The organism is Pseudomonas sp. NPDC077408, assembly GCF_050269105.1.
Classification (GTDB): domain Bacteria; phylum Pseudomonadota; class Gammaproteobacteria; order Pseudomonadales; family Pseudomonadaceae; genus Stutzerimonas.
In genome coordinates, this window is sequence record NZ_JBNNHS010000005.1 from 63180 (window position 1) to 82703 (window position 19524).

Genomic DNA, 19524 nt, shown 5'->3' on the forward strand with positions numbered 1-19524 from the left:
TTTCCGCTAACATGCCGCTTTGTTTTGGTCAGGATGGCCCGATGGAGTTCGCGCTTTATCTCGTGCTCGGCGGGTTTGCTGGCTTGCTGGCCGGGCTGTTCGGTGTAGGCGGTGGGATGATCATCGTCCCGGTGCTTGTTTTCAGCTTCACTCTCCAGGGTTTCGATCCGTTGGTGCTGACCCATCTGGCGGTTGGCACGTCGCTGGCGAGCATCGTTTTTACTTCGCTGAATTCGATCAGAGCTCATCATCTCAAAGGCGCAGTGCTCTGGCCCGTGGTGCTATGGATGACCTTCGGTATTCTGTTTGGCGCTGCCTTGGGCAGTCTTACGGCGGCTGCGATTCAAGGGCCGCTACTGCAGAAAATCATCGGTGTCTTCGCCATCGCTGTGTCCGTGCAGATGGCGTTTTCGCTTCAGCCTAAGGCCAGCCGGGGCGTGCCCGGTAAGCCGGGGCTCACGCTGGTTGGTGTCGTGGTTGGCTGGGCGTCGGCGATCTTCGGAATCGGCGGAGGTTCTTTAACGGTGCCCTTTCTCAGCTGGCGCAGCGTGCCCATCCAAAAGGCGGTGGCGACATCCGCCGCATGCGGCCTGCCGATCGCCATCGTCGGCGCGTTGAGTTTCGCAGTGGTCGGCTGGCAGGACCCGCACCTGCCGGCTTGGAGCTTTGGATTCGTCTATTTTCCAGCGGTGCTGGGCATCGCGATCACCAGTATGTTTTTTGCCCGCATCGGGGCGCAACTGGCCCATCGGCTGTCGGCACTGATGCTGCGGCGCCTGTTTGCGCTGTTGTTGCTGGGCGTTGGTATCAATTTCTTGATTTGAGGAAACCCGGATGCTGCCTTATCCGCAGATAGACCCTGTGGCCGTTTCGCTAGGCCCGCTGCAAATCCACTGGTACGGCCTGATGTACCTGATCGGCATAGGCGGGGCCTGGCTGCTGGCGTCCCGCCGCCTGCACCGCTTCGATCCCAGCTGGGACAAGGACAAGCTCTCTGACCTAGTGTTCTGGGTGGCGATGGGCGTGATCGTCGGCGGGCGGCTGGGTTATGTGCTGTTCTACGATCTGGCGTCCTATATCAACGATCCGACACTCATCTTCCAGGTCTGGAAGGGAGGTATGTCGTTTCACGGGGGCTTGCTTGGCGTGCTGCTGTGCACCTGGATTTTCGCCCGGCGCAATGGCAAGAAGTTCTTCGAGCTGATGGACTTCATCGCGCCTTTCGTGCCGATCGGGCTGGGGGCAGGGCGCATCGGTAACTTCATCAATGCTGAACTGTGGGGCAAGGCGACCGATGTGCCCTGGGCAATGGTCTTTCCCACCGACCCGCAGCAGCTGGCGCGGCATCCCTCGCAGCTCTATCAGTTCGCCCTGGAAGGCGTGGCATTGTTCGTCATTCTCTGGATCTACTCGAGCAAGCCGCGGCCGACCATGGCAGTCTCCGGCCTGTTTGCCGTCTGCTATGGCATCTTCCGTTTCATCGTTGAATTTGTGCGCGTACCCGATGCGCAGCTCGGCTACTTGGCGTTCGGTTGGCTGACCATGGGGCAGGTCCTGTGCGTGCCGATGATACTGATCGGCCTCGGCATGATCGCCTGGGGCTACCGCCACGAGCCGGCCAAGGCATCAGCCTGAGTTGCAAGGCCCGGCTTGTCGCATAAGCGCGACAAGCCGAGCGCCAAACTTTTACTATCTGCAGGATCTCTTCCACAGCGCCACGGCGCCCGCTTCGAGCCCATCGATGAAACAGTATCTCGACCTGATGCGCCATGTGCGCGAGCACGGCACCTTCAAGAGCGATCGCACCGGCACCGGCACCTACAGCGTGTTCGGCCACCAGATGCGCTTCGACCTGAGCGAAGGCTTTCCGCTGGTGACCACCAAGAAATGCCACCTCAAATCCATCATTCACGAGCTGCTGTGGTTCCTGCAGGGTGACACCAACATCAAGTACCTGCAGGAAAACGGGGTACGTATCTGGGACGAGTGGGCCGACGAGAACGGCGAGCTCGGCCCGGTCTACGGTTATCAATGGCGCAGCTGGCCGGCACCCAACGGCGGGTCGGTCGACCAGATCAGTAAGCTGGTGGAGATGATCAAGAAGAACCCGGATTCGCGACGCCTGATCGTTTCAGCCTGGAACCCTGCGCTGGTCGACGAGATGGCCCTGCCACCGTGCCACGCGTTGTTCCAGTTCTATGTTGCGAACGGCAAGCTCAGCTGCCAGCTGTACCAACGTTCAGCCGACATCTTCCTCGGTGTGCCCTTCAACATCGCCAGCTATGCGCTGCTGACGCTGATGGTGGCTCAGGTCTGCGACCTGCAGCCGGGGGAGTTCATCTGGAGCGGTGGCGATTGCCATCTCTATGCAAACCACCTGGAACAGGCCGACCTGCAGCTGACCCGCGAACCGCTACCGCTGCCGACGATGAAGCTCAATCCCGACGTGAAGGACCTGTTCGCCTTCCGCTTCGAGGATTTCGAGCTGGTGGGGTACGAGGCCCATCCGCACATCAAGGCGCCCGTCGCCGTCTGAGTGTGTCGCCGCTCGGCTTGCGAGCGGCGCTATCGATTACTGCTCGCCGAGATAGCGCGTCTGCACGTCGTGCCAGCGCGTACTGTTGGTGATGTCCAGAATCGCTTGGCTCAGCGGCTCCCGGTAGGGGCTGCCAGCGGGCACCGCAAAGGCGTAGGACTGTTGTTCGAAGGTGCCGGGCAGCAGCCGTAAGCCTTTGCCCAGCAACTCGGTGTTGCGGAACTGCAGGATGGGCTGGTCATACACCACCGCCTCTGCTTCTCCTTCGAGCACGGCTTTAATGGCTTGGCTCACATCAGGGAACGCGGTGGCGCGGATGCGGTGCTCTTGCAGGTAGCCTGCGCTTACGGTGCCGTCCACTGTCGCAACGTGTGCACTGCGCAGATCGTCCGGCCCTTGCAGGCCGCTCTGCAGGCTGCCGACCGTCAAGGTGCTGGTCACGGCTGCAGTGAAGGTCGACACCATGATCAATGCCGCGAACATCCAGACGATTGCAATCAGCCGACCGCCGAGAGTCACGGGTGCCTTGTCGCCGTAGCCGACCGTGGTCATGGTGACCGCCGCCCACCAGAAGCTGTTACCGAGTCCTTCCACCGAACTGCCGCCGAACTGTTCGCGGTTGCGCTGGCGCTCGAACAGCCAGAGCAGTGCGCCGACCAGTAGCAGCAACGCGCCCAGGCCCAGCACCAGGCTTGCGAATTGCCAGGAGAACAGCGCACGGACGGCGCCCCAGCCGGCACCCTGTTGCTCCTGGGGAACGCCAATTGCCAGTCCGGTGCGATAGAACGGGTGCGTGAAGTCCACCAGTGCCTCGCGCTCGGCAGTCATGGTCAGGGCGCCGACCACCACATCCAGCCGATCGTCCTGCAGGCCCGGTAGCAGCTGGTCGAATGGCAAAGGTCGCAGCTCATAGCGATAACCTTCCTGCTCTGCGATCGCCTCCCACAAGTCAATGCTGATACCGCTCCAGCTGCCATCGGCCTCCTGGATGACGAAGGGTGGGACCTCCGTGATGCCTACCCGCAGCACGTCGCCTTGTGATTGGGCGGCGGCCTGCTGGCTCAGTAAGGCGAACAGCAAAGCGATCAGAAACCTCGGCACAGGTCTTTCCTCATTGTCGTAATGCGCCAAGGGTAGCAAAGCTGAACGGTGGGACTGCGGCGCCTTTGGTCCATGAAAAGTCGCCAGAGTGCCATCTGCGTTGTATAGACTCCGGTGAAAACATGATCAGAGGACGGAGCATGCGACGGGTCGTATTCAACCAAAAGGGTGGTGTTGGCAAGTCCAGCATTGCCTGCAACCTGGCAGCAGTCAGCGCAGCGCAAGGTTATCGCACGCTGTTGATCGACCTGGATGCGCAGGCCAATTCCAGCCATTACCTCACCGGCCTGGCCGGAGACGAACTACCGACCGGCATCGCCGATTACTTCAAGCAGATCCTGGCGGGAGGGCCGGCAGGCAAGAAGGCTCGCCCACCGATCACCGAAACCCGTTTCGAAAATCTGCACCTGATTACCGCCACCGCAGAACTGGCCGATCTGCAACCCAAGCTCGAAGCCAAGCACAAGATCAACAAGCTGCGCAAACTGCTGGAAAGCCTTTCCGAAGAATACGAACGTATCTATCTGGATACGCCACCGGCCCTCAACTTCTTTACCCTATCGGCCTTGATAGCTGCGGACCGCTGCCTGATTCCGTTCGATTGCGACAGCTTCTCCCGTCAGGCGCTGTATAGCCTGCTCGGCGAAATCGAAGAGCTGCAGGAAGACCATAATGAGGCGCTGCGAGTCGAAGGTATCGTCGTCAACCAATTCCAGCCGCGCGCGGCCCTGCCGCAGCAGATGATCGACGAACTGCTGGCCGAGGGGCTACCCGTGCTTCCGGTGCACCTGATGAGTTCGGTACGGATGCGCGAGTCGCATCAGGTCTGCACGCCGCTGATCCACCTCGACCCGCGGCACAAGCTGACGCAGCAGTTCGTCGAGCTGCACACCTATTTGGAAAATGCGGGCTGATCGAGTGAGCGCGCTTCGTGTTCACTCGATGCGGCGGACGATACGCGTAGCGCAAAGTCCTAAAGCGCGCCACTCAGGCTAGCTGACATGACGGTGGCGCCCCAGCTTGTGGCGCCCCAGCTTTTGGCGTGTCACGCAGACGGTTGGACTGGGAGCGCGCATGTCGCCCGCCTTGGGCCGGTCAATGAGAGATCAACACATCGCAGGGCGGCAGGTCGAGGTATTGCCGAGTCAGGCTGCCGAGCAGCGCGTTGCTGATTTCGCCACGGCTGTGGCTCCCCAGTGCGAGTAGTTGCGGTTGCAGCGCGGCGATGGCCGAATCGAGGCAACTATTGCGCTCACCGTGGCGAAGGCTCGAATGAAGTCGCGCGCCGGAATTGTCCAGTCCCGCTTGAAGGTCACTGAGCAACTGATCGAACAACTCGCGCTGCAGTGCCAAGTCAGGCTCGCTCGGCTGATCGAGGTCCGGCATTTCGTAGATGTTCAGTGCGGTCAGATCGCTGGCAGCCGGCAATAGTTGCCACGCGGCCTGCAGCGCGCGGTTGGCGCAGCTGGAGTAATCCAGCGCGGCGAGCGCTTGTGAATAGGGCGCTGCCGGCGCGACAGCCAGAAGCAGTGGTGCGGGGCAGTTCTGCAGCACTTGCTCCAGTGTGGTGCCAGCGAACCCCTGCGGAGATTGGCGGTGGTGGCGGCCCATCACCAGCAGATCGGTTTCCAGCCCAGCGGCCTGGGTAAGAATTTCTTCAGCGGCGCGGCCCTTACGAATCCAGGGCTGTAGCTGCGCAAGGCCGTGGCGCTCAAGCGTTGTCTGCAGATAGCTCTGTGCGTTTCGCTGCTCCGCTGCCCCTGGGTTACCGGCCAGAACGTGTAAGACGCTCAGTCGTGCCCCGGTCTGCTGCGCCAACTGTGCGGCGCGGCCCAGGGCCAGGTCGGCATCGGGACTGAGATCGTGGGCGACAAGAATGTGCTGAACCATGACGGCCTCGCGTTTTGCTGGGCGAAATACCTGCAGTATGCCGGCCAGATCCAGGCGTTGTCCTGATCGGGAGCAGGCAGCAGCCGTGCGTCCAGTAGGAGGCTGGCCGCTGCTTTGATCTGGAACGCTTTTTTCGTCGGGCTGCTAACGCTATGCTGGCGACCATTCAAGCAGGAGCGAGTGATGAGCAAGGTCAGTGTGCTGGTGGTCGATGACGCGCCCTTCATTCGGGATTTGATCAAGAAGGGGTTGCGCAGCCACTTCCCGGGGATTCGTATCGAAGACGCTGTGAACGGGCGCAAGGCCCAGCAGATGCTCGATCGTGATTCGTTCGACCTCATTCTTTGTGATTGGGAAATGCCGGAAATGTCCGGCCTTGAACTGCTGACCTGGTGCCGTGCCCAGGAAAAGCTCAAGACCACCCCGTTCATCATGGTCACCAGCCGTGGCGACAAGGAGAACGTGGTCCAGGCGATCCAATCAGGTGTGTCCGATTTCATAGGCAAGCCATTCTCCAACGAACAGTTGACTACCAAGGTACGCAAGGCGCTCGGACGGGCCGGCAAGCTCGACGCGTTGGCCGCCAGCGCACCGGCACGGCCGACCAATACCGGAATGGCGAACGATTCCCTGGCTGCGCTGACGGGCGGTAAAGCTGAAGTTGTCAAACCGGCTTCTGCGCCGGCCGCCTCGCCGGCACCCGGGTTCGCCGCGCCGCTCGCTCAGCCGGGAGCAGCCAAACCGACTGCGGCCAGCGGCGGCCGCGGCCAGGGCCAGTTGCGTTTGCCGAGCGGAACGCTTGCCTGTGTAATCAAGGCCCTCAGCCTCAAAGAGGGGCTGCTGGTGGTCAAGCGCGGCGAGACGCTGCCGCAAGTGCTGGAAAGTGCCGTGCTTGATCTGGAGCAGGGCGAAGGCGGCGAGGTGGCCCGTCTCAACGGTTACCTTCACGCCGTCGCGGCGTTGGAGCCGAAGCCGGACAGTGAATGGTTGCAGCTGACCTTCCGCTTCGTCGATCGTGATCCGCAGAAGCTCGATTATCTGTCACGCCTCATCGCCCGCGGGACAGCACAACGGCACTTCGTCCCAGGCGCCTGAATAGAGAAGAGCACCGCTTAGGTCTGCAAATAGAAGCTCCGGTCATCTGAAATTTGCAATGCCGCCGGAACAATTTCACAGGCCGACGGCCGGTGGCTCGCGTGCGCACCGTTGCGCTGCTAGTCTGCAGCCCTCTTACTACATAACCCTATGAAGTCTGCCGTTATGTCGTGGCGCATCATTCTCGTTCTCGGGTCGTTCTGGCTGGCCTCGTCCGCGTCGGCCCTGACCATCTACAAATACACTGACGCCAACGGCGTGGTCACTTACAGCGACCAGGCTGCACCAGGCGCGAGGGTATTCACCTTCAGCGATCGCATGGTCGAGAAGCTCGACAACCAGGTAAAGTTGGAAACCCGCAAGCATGCCGCGGGCGAGACGTTGCTGGTTCGCAACGATCTGTTTGCACCGGTGGATATCGAACTCAAGCTGACCGGCGTACAGAATGCCGTCGGCGCACCGGATAAACCGATCCGTTGGGTACTGCCGCCGCGTAGCCAGATCCGATTGGCAACACTCGCGCCGCTCGACCCATCAAAGCCGCTCAAGTACACACCCAAGCTACGTCATGCGCTGGGCGATCCGCGTCTGCTGCCCAAACCCTACCGGTATCCGTTGCCGTGGCGTGGCGGTCCGTTCCGCCTGACTCAGGGCGCCAACGGCAAGTACAGTCACTTCACGCCTAAAGGTCGCTACGCCGCCGATATCGCCATGCCGGAAGGCACGCCCATCGTGGCGGCGCGCGGCGGCATGGTGGTAAAAGTCGAGAACGCGCAGAGTGGGCGGGGCAACAACCCGGCCGGCAATTTCGTTAGGGTCCTGCATGATGACGGCACCATGGGCGTCTACTTGCACCTGATGAAAGGTTCGGTGAGCGTACGCGAAGGCCAGCACATCGAAGCCGGCAGCTTGCTGGCCCGCTCCGGAAACACTGGCAACAGCACCGGCCCGCATTTGCATTTCGTGGTCCAGCGTAACGTTGGTTTAGCCGTCGAATCGATTCCCTTCGATTTCGCTCAGCCGGTCAACAGCTTGCCCAATTTTGCGGTGGGTGGAGACTAAGGGCAGCTGCAAGCCCTAGCCCATCAACTGAAAGCAAACGCTCGACGCCATCGCTCTCTGCCGCATGACGGCTCCATGCGGACTTATTCCTGCTTCAATACCTTGGCCAGAACGATCTTCGGTCCGCGCATCTTCTTGACCACGATCTGTAGATCATCCACCAGCAGCTCTTCGTTTTCTTCCGGGACGCGCTTCAGCGTCTCGTAGATCAGTCCCGCCAGCGTGTCGGCCTCGATGTGGTCCAGGTCGATGCCAAGCAGGCGCTCGAGTTTGAACAGTGGCGTGTCTCCCCGTACCAGCAGTTTGCCTGGCTGATAGGCAAGAATGCCGCGCTCGGTTTTGCGGTGCTCGTCCTGAATGTCACCCACCAGCACTTCCAGCACATCCTCCATGGTCAGGAAGCCCACCACCTTGTGGTCGCCTTCTTCAACCAGCACGAAATGCGCACCACCTTGGCGGAACTGGTCCAGCAGTACGTTCAGCGGCAGATAGCGTGGCACCCGCTCCAGCGGCCGCAGTATGTCGCTGAGCACGAAATGCTCAGCCAGCTGCTCGTCGCCTGCAATCGCCAGTAGCAGATCCTTGATATGCAACAGGCCAATGTAGTCACCCTGCTCGCTGTCATAGACCGGGTAGCGGCTGTACTTGTGGCGCCGAATCAGGTCGAGGATGTCGGCCAGCGAAGCGTTGTGTTCCAGTTGCAGCAAGTCTTCACGGGAGTTGGCCCAGTCGGCAACCTCCAGTTCGCTCATTTCGACCGCCGAAGCGAGCACCTTGATGTCCTGGTTGGCCGGATCCAGCGCCCGGTTCGAATGCAGGATCAGCTTGAGCTCGTCGCGGCTGTAGTGGTGTTCGTGGTGGCTCCCCGGCTCGCCCTGGCCAGCCACCCGCAGAATGGCGTTGGCACTGGCGTTGAGCAGGTAGATCGCGGGATACATCGCCCAGTAGAACAGGTAGAGCGGCGCGGCCGTCCAAAGCGACAGCAGCTCGGGTTTACGAATCGCCCAGGATTTGGGGGCCAGCTCGCCGATGACGATGTGCAGATAGGAAATGATGAAAAAAGCGGTGAAAAAGGCGATGCCATGTACGACCGCCTGGGATTGCACGCCTGCGGCGGCCAGTACCGGCTCCAGCAGGTGGGCAAAGGCCGGCTCACCGACCCAGCCGAGGCCTAGCGATGCCAGGGTGATACCCAACTGACAAGCCGATAGGTAGGCGTCCAGCTGGCTGTGTACCTTGCGCAGGATATGCCCGCGCCAGCCGTGCTGCTTGGCGATCGCCTCGACCTTGGTGGAGCGCAGCTTGACCATGGCGAACTCGGCCGCCACAAAGAAGCCGTTGAGCAAGACCAGGAAAAGTGCAAACAGAATCATGCCGAAATCGGCGAAGTAGGATGAAGCGGCGTAACTAGCGGGGGAAGGGTCCATTAGGGTGTCGGGAAGTCAAAGACGGCCCAAGGATGGGGCCGGCTCGGGGTTATTTCAAGGAGCCGTTGAGGCGTCAGCTGCCGGGCGGTTGCACAGCGGTCACGGCACCGTGGCCTGGGTCAGCGGGAAATGGCAGGTGAAGGTGCTGCCCTTGCCGGGCGTGCTGTTGATATCCAGACGGCCCTGATGCCGCAGTAATACGTGCTTGACGATGGCCAGGCCGAGGCCGGTGCCGCCGGTACTGCTCGCGCGGCTGGAATCGACCCGGTAGAAGCGTTCGGTCAGACGCGGCAGATGCTTGGGTTCGATGCCGATGCCCGAGTCCTGCACGGCCAGGTGTGCACCATGTTCGTTGCACCACCAGCGGATATGAACCTCGCCATTGTCCGGCGTGTATTTCACCGCATTGAATACCAGATTGGAGAATGCGCTGCGCAGCTCACTCTCGCTGCCCTTGAGCAGCAGGGTAGGGTCCGCTTCCAGGGTGATCTGGTGGTTGCGCTCGGCCGACAGCGCCAAGGCATCGCTCTTGATGGACTGCAGCAGTTTGGCGATGGCCACCGGCTGGGTATTGGTCGGTGGGTTGGTCGCTTCGAGCTTGGCCAGTAGCAGAAGATCGTTGAGCAGGAGCTGCATGCGGCTGGCCTGCTGGCTCATCTGGTTCAACGCCCGAGGCCAGCGCGGAGGCATTTCGTCGGTATGTTCGAGCATCGTTTCCAGATAGCCAGCGATCACCGTTAACGGCGTGCGCAGCTCGTGGGACACATTGGCAACGAAGTCCTTGCGCATCTGCTCCAGCAGATGCAGGCGGGTGATGTCGCGTACCACCATCAGATGCTCGCTGTTGCCGTAGCGGGTAATGGTGATCTGCAGCCAGAGGCGATCGTTGACTGGCGACGACAGCTCCAGCGGTTCCTCGTGACGACCTTTGTCGAAATATTCTTTGAAACTCGGATGACGCACCAGGTTGGTCACTGGATGGCCGGTATCCTGCGGTTTCTTCAGGCCCAGCAAGCGCTCCGCGGCCGGGTTCCACCATTCAAGATTGGCATCGCTGTCGAGCATAATCACCGCATCTCGAAGCGCGGTGGTCGAGCCTTGCACCCGGTCGATCACCGATTGCAGCTGGGCTCGTAGACGCAGATCGCGGCGCTGGAGCTGGTACAGGTTGTCGAAAATCTCTCCCCAGATGCCATGACTGTCCGGCGGAGGCTGATCGGTTTGATCGCTCTTCAGCCACAGCAACAGGCGCCGGATCTGGCGCAGCGTCCAGCCCAGGTAACCGGTAAGGCCAATCACCAGTGCCCAGGCATATTCGCCCGTGACCAGGCCCACCAGCAGGCATCCAGCCAGTATCAACAGCAGGCGGCGCGCCAGAGCGCCTTGCCAGTCTTGATTCACCGCTAACGCTCCTTGAGGCAGCTTGAGGCCGGCCGGAAATCATCTACAACGCCAGCTCATGCTCGGCGGTTGCGGCTTGTTCAGCTCTTGGTGGAAAAACGGTAACCAGTGCCACGCACGGTTTGCACCAGGTTTTCATAGGTTTCGCCCAGTGCTTTGCGCAGGCGGCGGATATGGACATCCACCGTGCGTTCCTCGACATACACATTGCCGCCCCAGACCTGATCGAGCAACTGTCCTCGGGTGTAGGCACGCTCCTGATGGGTCATGAAGAACTGCAGCAAGCGGTACTCGGTCGGGCCCATGTCTGCGGGTGTGCCGTCGATAGTCACCCGGTGGCTGATGGGGTCCAGTAGCAGACCGCCGATCTCGATAGGTGTTTCGTTGTCGCTGGTTCCGGCGCGGCGCAGCACAGCCTTGAGGCGTGCCACCAGTTCACGAGGCGAGAAGGGTTTGGTGATGTAGTCATCGGCGCCCACTTCCAGGCCCTGGATCTTGTTGTCCTCGGCATCCTTGGCGGTGAGCATGATGATCGGTGTGTTGGCTGTCATCTCGTCGCGCTTGAGGCGCCGAGCCAGCTCGATGCCGGATGTGCCGGGCAGCATCCAGTCGAGTAGGATCAGATCCGGTTGGCGATCGATGATCAGCGCATGGGCCTGCTGGACGTTTTCCGCTTCAAGGCATTCGTAGCCGGCCATCTCCAGCGCCACCACGATCATTTCCCGAATCGGCGCTTCGTCATCGACGATCAGTATGCATTTACCGTTCATGTCCGCTCTCGGTCCGTTTTATTGTCGCTCGGCATTAGATAACGGAAATGTTGCAGCCATGTGACAGGAATTGGCGCCTCTGCGCCACAATGACTGCCGCCCAACCCCGTCTAGCGAGCGTCTCGAAGCTGCCGGGTTCGGTCATGCTGCGTGCTGGGGCGCACTAGCCCGCTCTTGTAGCGTAGTCGAGCATGATCCCCGCAAGAATCGCCAGCCCTGCCCAGTGGTTATGCAAAAAGGCCTGGAAGCACACCTGTGGCTTGCGCGAGCGAGTTTTCCAGAACTCCCAGGCAAAGCAGGCCGCGGCGATGGTCAGCCCAAGATGAAACCACTGCCCGAGCTCGAAGCGCACGCCAGCGAGAATCAGGCAGAACAGGGCGAGGCCCTGTAGCGTGCCGATGATGACCCGATCAGCCTCGCCAAACAGGATTGCCGTAGATTTGATGCCTATTTTTAGGTCGTCTTCGCGGTCGGCCATGGCGTAGTAGGTGTCGTAGCCGACCGTCCACAGCACATTGGCGATGAACAGCAGCCAGGCTTCGGGGGGCAGCTCGCCTCGCTCGGCGGTAAAGGCCATCAGCATGCCCCAGGAGAACGCCGCGCCGAGCACAACCTGTGGGTAGTAGGTGTAACGCTTCATGAATGGGTAGAGCGATGCGACACCGAGCGCGCCAAACGATAGCCAGACGGTGGTCGCGTTGGTCAGCAGGACGAGGCCGAAGCTCAGTGCGACAAGGACGGCAAAGAGGATCCAGGCCTCCTTCGAGGTGACCCTGCCCGTCGCGAGCGGACGGCCCTTGGTACGGCTGACGTGCCCGTCCAGGTTGCGGTCGGCGAAATCATTGATTACGCAGCCGGCGGCACGCATGAGGATCACGCCAAGCACAAAGATTGCGACGTTTTTCACGCTGGGCGACCCCTCGCCAGCGATCCACAGCGCCCAGAGCGTTGGCCACAGCAGTAGATAGGTGCCAATCGGGCGATCCAGGCGCATCAGCTGGATAAAGTCCCAGGCGCGCGGATGAAGGCGATTGCTCGATTGCAGAAGCTTTTGATACATCGGCGGGGCTCCGGTCGGTGAGCGGCGGTTACGGGCAGTCTGTGCCGCGTTCAGGTGGTGATCCGTGCGGCCTGCCACAGTGCTGGCAGAAACACTTCGGTCACCAGCACGCGCAGCTTGTCCTGGCTGAAACAGGAACGGCGCGCCCACAGCTGCGATTGGCGAACATCCTGCGGCAACCAGGCGGCCGGGTAGCGTCGAGCTTGCAGTGGGCCGCGGCTGAACGCCGGGTCGCTGAACAGCAGTTCGCCGAGCGAGCGGCTACCCAGGTGTGGCAGATCCAGTCCGGACTGTTCCAGGGCGTAGCGGGCGGCGACACTGCGTGCGAATACCCAGGGCTCATGGTGGCCACGTAGATAGACCTCGCGAACCCAGCCTTCACTCCCTTCGGCTACGTCCAGCGCGGCGCATTCGTCAGCGCGCATGACCTGCCAGCCTTCATTCAGGGGCTCGACGCTGAACGCGCCGTCGGCCAGCTCGGTCAGGCGACGGGTGAGCGACCCCTTGTCGAGGTAAAGCCAGTCGTGCAGATCAGGTGCGGGTGGGGCGCAAAGGCGGTCGGCAGGTAGCCAGGCTTGAGAATCGGGCACGGGCAGTACAGGTAGCGAAAAGAGGCGGCCAGTCTAGCATGGGGCTATTAGCAGGCTTAAAGGCGTAGGGTTTGCCTTGGGCACCAAACCGTTTAGCACTGCGAGGTGAGTGCTCGAGGTAGAACGCCTTCTCGACCGAAGCGCCGGCGTCTGAGGGCATGCCGTGGTTGCATGAGTGGGGCGAGCCCCGCCATACGACTCTTTGGCGCCGGCGGGGCTTGGTACGAACCGAGTCCTAGGACGGGGTTAGCTTTGCTGGAACAGGCTCCGCAAGATCTGCGCGAGCTCGGATATGTTTTTATGAACGCCGGGATTGAACTGCTCGCCAAGGGCGTAGGTGCGCCATTCCGCCTCTGCCATATCATTTAGGCGGTCCAGCTCCTTCTCTAGGGTGTCCAGGCGCTGCTGAGCCTGCTGCAGGTTCTGCTTGTTGACGTTCATGCCGTCCATGTCTTGCAGTGCCTGAACCAGGTCCTCGACGGTTTCCTGCAGGTCATCCACCTGGTTCACGACGTCGGCGCTGTCGATTTCCTGCATCTTCTGACTTGATGCGCCGCTGAGCATTTTCGCCACTTCGTCCAGGTTGCTGGCCAGCTCGTTGACCTGTTTGCTTACGCTGACCTTGTAGTCCTCGCCTCGGATCCAGGCGGTCCACTTATCGTCAGTACGCTCGGCTTTTTCGTCCAGCCTGTGCTCCATCTGTTGATTGAGCTGTTGTTCCATTTCTGCCAGCTTGCCGTCGCTCTGCTGCCAATTGGACACACCCATGGAGGCACCAGACTGGCGCAGCGAGCCGATCAGATCGGCGACATTTTCGCGTACATCGTCAACGGCATCCACGACGTTGTGACCTACTCGGATGGAGGTGCCTGCCTGCTGAGTCTGCATGCCCTTTTGCGTCTCTTGGGCGGCGGCGGGCAGCGCTAGGCTGGCGGCCATCAGGGCGGTGGCGAGTGCTAGTGGCTTCTTGTTCAATGCGTTCATTGTTCATTCCTCACAGGTAATGGTTGGGGTTTTGCTGAGCAATCACGGTTTAGTCGTCAGGCGCCTGATCGCTCCGGCTGGCGAGACGGGGGTGATTGTTTCGCACGGGTCCTCCTCGGTAAGGGCGCTATCAAGCCCGGTGCTTCCAGGGGCTATCACTCGGTGTCGACGTCCACGTTAGGAAGTGGCACGGATCGTTCTTTGATACCCACATCGACGTCAGCGTCTTTAACGTCGTACTCAGGCATGTTGCCGCCCTGCACATCTACGTCGGGCAACTGACCGGATTCTTCCTTCTCGATGGTGCAACCACCTACTCCGAGCATGAGCGCAAGCAGGCTGCTGCCGAGTGCAAATTTGGCTGATCTGTTCATGCAACATTCCTCCGAATGACTGGCTAAAGACGCGGAATTGCCGAAGCGGCAGCGCATATGCGCAACCTGTGACGGTTCGTCCGCGCTTAATAAAGTCGACAGGGAGCGTCTTTCACAGTTCAGCAATTAGTCGGAGCCAGCCACGACCGGTGCGCGCGCTGGACTACAGGGCTGACAGCCCTTGGGAGCAGCGCAGGGATTCATGCATCGGAGGGATGGGCAGGGTCGGCGGATATTTCCTGGCGTCTGGTAGCGTGCTTTGAGGACTCAATTGTTTCTGCCGGGGTGGTCGTCAGCCCCAGCCTTCCAGGCGCATGGTCGCCCGCACCAGCCGCTGCTCCTCTTGTTCGATCTCCTTGAGGTTGTCGCGAATGCCGTGGATATGGTCTCTCGCGGCGCGCTGGGCCTGATCCGGCAAGCGCTCGGTAATGGCGTGAAACAGCCGCGAGTGCTGCCGGTCGATCTGCCGCTTCTGCATCGGGCGGTGATAGAGATTGTTCACCGAGGCGAACACGGTGGAGAGCATCAGATCGGTCAGCGACTGCAGCGTATGCACCAGCACCGGGTTGTGCGACGCCTCGCTGACGGCCAGGTGAAAGGCGTGGTCGAGGCGTGCATGCTCGCGCGGGTCGGCCTCTTCAGTGGTGTGCGCGGCGAGCATTTCCTCGTAGCGACGGCGCAGCAGGATGAAGTCGGCATCGGTGCCGCGCAGCGCGGCCAGGCGGGCCGATTCGCCTTCGAGCAAGGCGCGGACCTCAAGTAGGTCGTAGAGGGTGCGCGGCTGCGAGTTGAACAGGTGCATCAGTGGGCTCGCGTCCTGCTCACCGGACAGCTTTGCCACATGGGAGCCTCGCCCTTGGGCGGTCTCGATGATCCCGCGGCTGCGCAGCACCCGCAGCCCTTCGCGAAGTGCCGAGCGCGAAATGCCCAGCTTTTCGCACAGGCGCCGTTCCGATGGTAGCGCCTGCCCAACCTTGAGCACGCCGTCGACGATCAGGCGCTCTATACGCTCGGCTACTACGTCCGACAGCTGGCGGCGATCCTGGGTGTTTTCAATCAGCATGGTGGGCTCCGTTACTGGTAGGACCAGTTTGGCCGGATCTTACAACAACTTTGAAACGCTCCGCTAAAGGCCCGTATATCCGGTGCTTGTGGCCATTCCCGCTGAAAGGCTAATGAAAGAAACTGGTAGGACCAGTGGTTTTTAGTGTGGACGGCAGGAAGGTGTCGGGCTAATGATGCGTCAAACCACCGCAGCTGGCCGTGCGCGCGGTGAACAATGAGAGCACCGACTGCCATGAATATCCTCTACGACGAACGCGTCGATGGTGAGCTGCCCAAGGTCGACAAAGCGGCATTGCTTGCCGAGCTCAAGGCGCAATTGCCCGACATGGACATTCTCCATCGCGGCGAAGACCTCAAGCCTTACGAGTGCGATGGCCTTTCCGCTTACCGCACCACGCCGATGCTGGTGGTGCTGCCCGAGCGCATCGAGCAGGTCGAAACCCTACTGAAAATCGCTCATAAGCGCGGCGTGCCGGTTGTGGCGCGAGGCGCGGGAACCGGGTTGTCGGGCGGTGCGTTGCCGCTGGAGCAGGGCATCCTTCTGGTCATGGCGCGCTTCAACAAGATTCTCGAAGTCGACCCGGCCGGTCGCTTCGCTCGCGTCCAGCCCGGCGTGCGTAATCTGGCGATTTCCCAAGCGGCGGCGCCCTATGACCTTTATTACGCCCCGGATCCCTCGTCACAGATCGCCTGCTCCATTGGCGGCAACGTCGCCGAGAACGCCGGTGGTGTGCACTGCCTGAAATACGGGCTGACGGTGCATAACCTGCTCAAGGTCGAGATCCTCACCGTCGAGGGCGAGCGCATGGTGCTGGGCTCCGACGCGCTGGATTCGCCGGGTTTCGACCTGCTGGCGCTGTTCACCGGCTCCGAAGGCATGCTCGGCATCGTCACCGAGGTCACGGTCAAGCTGCTGCCCAAGCCGCAGGTGGCCAAGGTGCTGCTGGCGGCATTCGATTCGGTGGAAAAGGCCGGCCGAGCGGTCGGCGACATCATCGCCGCCGGCATCATCCCCGGTGGCCTGGAAATGATGGACAACCTGTCGATCCGCGCCGCCGAAGACTTTATCCACGCCGGCTATCCGGTGGACGCCGAGGCGATCCTGCTCTGCGAGCTGGATGGTGTCGAAGCCGATGTTCACGACGACTGCGCCCGCGTGGGCGAGGTGCTCAAGCTGGCCGGCGCCACCGAAGTGCGGCTGGCCAGGGACGAGGCCGAGCGGGTCAAGTTCTGGGCCGGGCGCAAGAACGCCTTCCCGGCGGTCGGGCGGATTTCGCCAGACTACTACTGCATGGACGGCACCATCCCGCGCCGTGAGCTGCCGGGCGTGCTCAGGGGCATCAGTGATCTGTCCGACGAATACGGCCTGCGTGTGGCCAACGTGTTCCACGCCGGTGACGGCAACATGCACCCGCTGATCCTGTTCGATGCCAACACCGAAGGCGAGCTGGAGCGCGCCGAGGCGCTGGGCGGCAAGATTCTGGAACTCTGCGTCAAGGTGGGTGGTTCGATTACCGGCGAACACGGTGTCGGTCGCGAGAAGATCAACCAGATGTGCGCCCAGTTCAACGCTGACGAGCTGACCCTGTTCCACGCCGTGAAAGCGGCGTTCGACCCCAGCGGTCTGCTCAACCCCGGTAAGAACATCCCGACACTGCATCGCTGCGCCGAATTCGGCGGCATGCACGTGCATGGCGGGCAATTGCCCTTCCCTGAACTGGAGCGCTTCTGATGACGGTTTCCTTCGACGACAGCCAGCAGCTGCTCGACCAGGTCAACCAGGCGTTGGCCAGCAATACCCCGCTGCGCATTCAGGGCGGCGGTAGCAAGGCGTTTCTCGGCCGCGAGGTGCAGGGCACGCTGCTCGACACCCGCGCCCATCGCGGCATCGTCACCTATGACCCTACCGAACTGGTGGTTAGCGTTCGCGCCGGCACCCCCTTGGCGGAGCTGGAAGCCGCGCTCGACGAGGCCAACCAGATGCTGCCGTGCGAACCGCCGCATCTGGGCGAAGGCGCCACAGTTGGCGGGATGATCGCCGCTGGCTTGTCCGGTCCGCGCCGGCCCTGGAGCGGCTCGGTGCGAGACTTTGTGCTCGGCACGCGCGTAATCACTGGCCTCGGTAAACACTTGCGTTTCGGCGGCGAAGTGATGAAGAACGTCGCCGGCTATGACCTGTCGCGCTTGATGGCTGGCAGCTTCGGCTGTCTTGGCGTGATCACTGAAGTCTCGCTGAAGGTGCTGCCCAAGCCGCGTCTGTGCCGCAGCTTGCGCGTGGAGATGCCGGTCGAGCGTGCACTGCTCAAGCTCGCCGAGTGGGGACAGCAACCGGTGCCGATCACGGCGGCGAGCCATGACGGACAGGCGCTGCATCTGCGTCTCGAAGGCGGCGAAGGCTCGGTTAACGCCGCTTGCGACCGTATCGGTGGCGAGACGCTGGACGTTGGCTACTGGAATGAACTGCGCGAACAGCGCCTGGGCTTCTTCGGTGACGCCCGTCCGCTGTGGCGTCTGTCGCTGCCTACCGATACCCCGGTGCTGGCGCTACCCGGCGAGCAGCTGATTGACTGGGCCGGCGCCCAGCGCTGGCTGAAATCCGATGCCGATGCGCAAACCATTCGCGCCATCGTCAGTGAAGTCGGGGGGCATGCGATCTGCTTTACCGGTGGCGCGACCACCAGCCCGTTTCAGCCATTGGGTGAGCCGCTGCTGCGTTACCACCGCCAGCTCAAAACGGCGCTCGACCCGCAGGGGGTTTTCAATCCCGGCCGCATGTATTCCGAGGTCTAGACCTAACTATGCAAACGAATCTGAGTGAGGCCGCGAAGAAGCTGCCACGGGCGGAGGAGGCCGAAAGCATCCTCCGTTCCTGTGTGCATTGTGGCTTCTGCAACGCCACTTGCCCGACCTACCAGTTGCTTGGCGATGAGCTGGATGGCCCGCGTGGGCGCATCTATTTGATGAAGCAGATGTTCGAAGGCGGCGAAGTTACCGAGGCCACCCAGACCCATCTGGACCGTTGCCTGACCTGCCGCAACTGCGAAACCACCTGCCCCTCCGGCGTGCAGTACCACAACCTGCTGGACATCGGTCGTGACTTCATGGAACAGCAGGTGCCGCGCTCGGCGGGCGAACGCCTGCTGCGCACCGGCCTGCGCACCGTGATTCCGCGCCCAGGTCTGTTCAAGGCGCTGCTGGGTGCCGGTAACACGCTGCGTCCGTTGATGCCGGCGACGCTCAAGGCGCACATGCCACGCCAGGTCACCCCGGCCAAGCCGCGGCCCCAGGTGTTGCACGCACGCCGCGTGCTGATCCTTGAAGGCTGCGTGCAGCCGAGCCTGTCGCCGAACACCAATGCCGCCACGGCGCGCGTGCTTGATCGCCTCGGCATCAGCGTGACGACAGCGCGTGAAGCCGGCTGCTGCGGTGCCGTGGACTATCACCTGAACGCCCAGGAAGCCGGCCTCGACCGCGCGCGTCGCAACATCGACGCCTGGTGGCCCGCCATCGAAGGCGGCGCCGAAGCCATCGTTCAGACCGCCAGTGGTTGCGGTGCCTTCATTAAGGACTATGGTCATCTGCTGCGAGGCGATCCGGCGTACGCGACCAAGGCCGCGCGGGTCAGCGAGCTGGCCAAAGATCTGGTGGAAGTGATGCGCAGCGCCGAGCTGGAACGGCTCAAGGTCGAGACCGACAAGCGCATGGCCTTTCATTGCCCTTGCACCCTGCAGCACGCACAGAAACTCGGCGGCGCGGTCGAAGACGTGCTCACCCGGCTCGGCTTCCATCTCACCGCGGTACCGGATGCGCATCTGTGCTGCGGTTCTGCAGGCAGCTATTCGATCACCCAGCCGGAGATCTCTCACCAGCTGCGCGACAACAAGCTCAACGCGTTGGAAAGCGGCAAGCCGGAAGTCATCGTCACCGCCAACATCGGCTGCCAGACGCACCTCGATGGCGCCGGGCGGACACCGGTGCGGCACTGGATCGAAATCGTCGAGGAGGCGATGGGGTGACAACGTCGAAGGCTAGATTGAAATCGCCGAAGTCGAAGTAGGGTGGGCTTCAGCCCACCAATAGCTGATCACACGCCGCCCGGCCCACCCTACGAATCAACTTGGCAGCTCTTGCCGCGGCCCAAACGAACAACCGAATCTGAAGACAGGAGA

The 19524-nt window shown here is 61.8% G+C and carries 19 protein-coding genes; 9 read left to right on the forward strand and 10 right to left on the reverse strand.

Features of this window, described 5'->3' with window-relative positions:
- Positions 1-41: 41 nt before the first annotated feature.
- From ACQKEK_RS14430 to ACQKEK_RS14440, 3 genes are all read left to right on the forward strand, one after another.
- Entirely contained in the window at positions 42-824 is a 783-nt protein-coding gene (locus ACQKEK_RS14430; protein WP_499143555.1) for a sulfite exporter TauE/SafE family protein, read from the forward strand.
- 10 nt (positions 825-834) lie between these two features.
- Positions 835-1635: a prolipoprotein diacylglyceryl transferase gene (gene lgt, locus ACQKEK_RS14435; RefSeq protein WP_127838251.1), complete on the forward strand. Its 801-nt coding sequence runs from the start codon at positions 835-837 to the stop codon at positions 1633-1635.
- A 106-nt stretch (positions 1636-1741) separates the two neighbouring features.
- The gene (locus ACQKEK_RS14440; RefSeq protein ID WP_045431233.1) at positions 1742-2536 is read left to right on the forward strand and encodes a thymidylate synthase; all 795 of its coding nucleotides are present in this window, start codon (positions 1742-1744) and stop codon (positions 2534-2536) included.
- A 36-nt stretch (positions 2537-2572) separates the two neighbouring features.
- Here ACQKEK_RS14440 and ACQKEK_RS14445 read toward each other — a convergent pair whose 3' ends face one another.
- Positions 2573-3637: a transporter substrate-binding domain-containing protein gene (locus ACQKEK_RS14445; RefSeq protein ID WP_499143556.1), complete on the reverse strand. Its 1065-nt coding sequence runs from the start codon at positions 3635-3637 to the stop codon at positions 2573-2575.
- Between the two features lie 140 nt (positions 3638-3777).
- Here ACQKEK_RS14445 and ACQKEK_RS14450 point away from each other — a divergent pair, with 140 nt between their 5' ends.
- A complete protein-coding gene (locus tag ACQKEK_RS14450) occupies positions 3778-4551 on the forward strand; it encodes a ParA family protein (RefSeq protein ID WP_499143557.1) in 774 nt (257 codons plus the stop codon).
- A gap of 181 nt (positions 4552-4732) precedes the next feature.
- Here the strand turns inward: ACQKEK_RS14450 and ACQKEK_RS14455 are convergent, their stop codons facing one another.
- Entirely contained in the window at positions 4733-5527 is a 795-nt protein-coding gene (locus tag ACQKEK_RS14455; RefSeq protein WP_499143558.1) for a universal stress protein, read from the reverse strand.
- A gap of 183 nt (positions 5528-5710) precedes the next feature.
- On the opposite strand from ACQKEK_RS14455, the gene ACQKEK_RS14460 reads away from it, so the two are divergent.
- Positions 5711-6622 (forward strand): response regulator, encoded by a 912-nt coding sequence (locus tag ACQKEK_RS14460; protein ID WP_499143559.1) that lies wholly within the window; start codon positions 5711-5713, stop codon positions 6620-6622.
- A 165-nt stretch (positions 6623-6787) separates the two neighbouring features.
- Positions 6788-7684 carry a peptidoglycan DD-metalloendopeptidase family protein gene (locus tag ACQKEK_RS14465; protein WP_499143560.1) on the forward strand — a complete coding sequence of 299 codons (897 nt, stop codon included), beginning with the start codon at positions 6788-6790 and terminating at the stop codon, positions 7682-7684.
- Positions 7685-7767: 83 nt separating this feature from the next.
- Here ACQKEK_RS14465 and ACQKEK_RS14470 read toward each other — a convergent pair whose 3' ends face one another.
- From ACQKEK_RS14470 to glcC, 8 genes are all read right to left on the reverse strand, one after another.
- Positions 7768-9111 carry a hemolysin family protein gene (locus ACQKEK_RS14470; RefSeq protein WP_045431221.1) on the reverse strand — a complete coding sequence of 448 codons (1344 nt, stop codon included), beginning with the start codon at positions 9109-9111 and terminating at the stop codon, positions 7768-7770.
- Positions 9112-9210: 99 nt separating this feature from the next.
- Complete coding sequence (phoR, locus tag ACQKEK_RS14475) at positions 9211-10512, reverse strand: phosphate regulon sensor histidine kinase PhoR (protein WP_499143561.1); 1302 nt, start codon at positions 10510-10512, stop codon at positions 9211-9213.
- Positions 10513-10592: 80 nt separating this feature from the next.
- On the reverse strand, positions 10593-11282 hold the full coding sequence (gene phoB / locus ACQKEK_RS14480; RefSeq protein WP_046162997.1) for a phosphate regulon transcriptional regulator PhoB: 690 nt from the start codon (positions 11280-11282) through the stop codon (positions 10593-10595).
- A 163-nt stretch (positions 11283-11445) separates the two neighbouring features.
- Positions 11446-12342, reverse strand: coding sequence for a 4-hydroxybenzoate octaprenyltransferase (gene ubiA, locus ACQKEK_RS14485; protein ID WP_128120191.1), 897 nt, complete (start codon positions 12340-12342; stop codon positions 11446-11448).
- Between the two features lie 50 nt (positions 12343-12392).
- Positions 12393-12932 (reverse strand): chorismate--pyruvate lyase family protein, encoded by a 540-nt coding sequence (locus ACQKEK_RS14490; protein ID WP_499143562.1) that lies wholly within the window; start codon positions 12930-12932, stop codon positions 12393-12395.
- Positions 12933-13178: 246 nt separating this feature from the next.
- On the reverse strand, positions 13179-13916 hold the full coding sequence (locus tag ACQKEK_RS14495) for a hypothetical protein (RefSeq protein WP_499143563.1): 738 nt from the start codon (positions 13914-13916) through the stop codon (positions 13179-13181).
- A 155-nt stretch (positions 13917-14071) separates the two neighbouring features.
- On the reverse strand, positions 14072-14290 hold the full coding sequence (locus ACQKEK_RS14500) for a hypothetical protein (RefSeq protein WP_128120193.1): 219 nt from the start codon (positions 14288-14290) through the stop codon (positions 14072-14074).
- A gap of 292 nt (positions 14291-14582) precedes the next feature.
- Positions 14583-15353, reverse strand: a complete 771-nt coding sequence (gene glcC, locus ACQKEK_RS14505) for a transcriptional regulator GlcC (protein ID WP_045431204.1) — start codon at positions 15351-15353, stop codon at positions 14583-14585.
- 234 nt (positions 15354-15587) lie between these two features.
- On the opposite strand from glcC, the gene glcD reads away from it, so the two are divergent.
- From glcD to glcF, 3 genes are read left to right on the forward strand one after another with little or no spacing between them, the layout of a single operon-like run.
- Positions 15588-17087 (forward strand): glycolate oxidase subunit GlcD, encoded by a 1500-nt coding sequence (glcD, locus tag ACQKEK_RS14510; RefSeq protein ID WP_499143564.1) that lies wholly within the window; start codon positions 15588-15590, stop codon positions 17085-17087.
- Positions 17087-18145 carry a glycolate oxidase subunit GlcE gene (glcE, locus tag ACQKEK_RS14515; RefSeq protein ID WP_499143565.1) on the forward strand — a complete coding sequence of 353 codons (1059 nt, stop codon included), beginning with the start codon at positions 17087-17089 and terminating at the stop codon, positions 18143-18145. The genes glcD and glcE overlap by 1 nt, the downstream gene beginning before the upstream one ends.
- Before the next feature lie 8 nt (positions 18146-18153).
- A complete protein-coding gene (glcF, locus tag ACQKEK_RS14520) occupies positions 18154-19371 on the forward strand; it encodes a glycolate oxidase subunit GlcF (protein WP_045431197.1) in 1218 nt (405 codons plus the stop codon).
- Positions 19372-19524: the final 153 nt, after the last annotated feature.